The 900-nt window shown below is 39.1% G+C and carries 1 pseudogene; it reads right to left on the reverse strand.

Annotated elements, in window-relative coordinates:
- Positions 1 to 809, reverse strand: a pseudogene (locus tag P20439_RS11605) (IS982 family transposase); the annotation flags it as partial.
- Positions 810 to 900 lie beyond the last annotated feature (91 nt).

Below are 900 nucleotides of genomic sequence, written 5' to 3' on the forward strand. Positions count from 1 at the left end.
TTAATCCACCAAGTAAATTTAGCATAAAGCCATGCATACTGCGGTGTCTAGAGTGTTCAATGTAAGAAATGTTTTTCAATTGATCATTCACCGTTTCGATTATAAATCGTTTTTTCAATAAAGCCCTGTCCCACAATGAAACTAAATTTTTTCTTCATATTCTTTCGAACCGTCGTGATCAACTCGACACCTTTTTCTAGTAACTCACCAGAGAGCGCTTTGCTGATATAACCTTTGTCGCCATAGAGTTTTCCGAAGATAGAGTCCGCCATATCAGAAACAGGCTCTCGATCATCCACATTGCCCGTTGTGAGCTTTAGCGCCACAATCTCACCTAAATGATTAATTATTAAATGTAGTTTGAATCCATATGACCAACCCATAGTGCCTTTTCCATGATGAGCAACGCCTTCAAACACTTTATTTCTTTTAGCTCTGATGATGTGACACACTTCTATTTTAGTGGAGTCAACAAATTGTATACCTGTGGGCTTGCCAAGTTTTGATGTGAGGTAACTGCACATCGGAACCACCACACTAGGCATAAGCGCGAGAAACCTTGTGTAACTCAGCAACTCTGGAAAATAGGCTTTAAGTTGACGGCAAACATAGTGAAGGTAGTAGTTTTTGAAATCTCTGTAATGTGACTGGTGAAAATGGATGATAATAGTCATCACCTCTGACGGAGATAAGCGGCATGCTCTTCGACGTTTAATTTCACCATTTTCGAGCAATATACGCTGCCAGCTTGGGAAAAATAACTTTGAAAAATCATCGACATCACAGTACGTTTCAACTAACTTGTTCATGCTCGTTCCTTTTTGTTCTAATCACTCTTGGTCGAATGATCGGATCATGGAACGAGCATTTAGTTCCTTTAAATTAGTAATTTCTTATCCG

The organism is Pseudoalteromonas sp. BSi20439 (assembly GCF_000241165.1).
GTDB lineage: Bacteria > Pseudomonadota > Gammaproteobacteria > Enterobacterales > Alteromonadaceae > Pseudoalteromonas.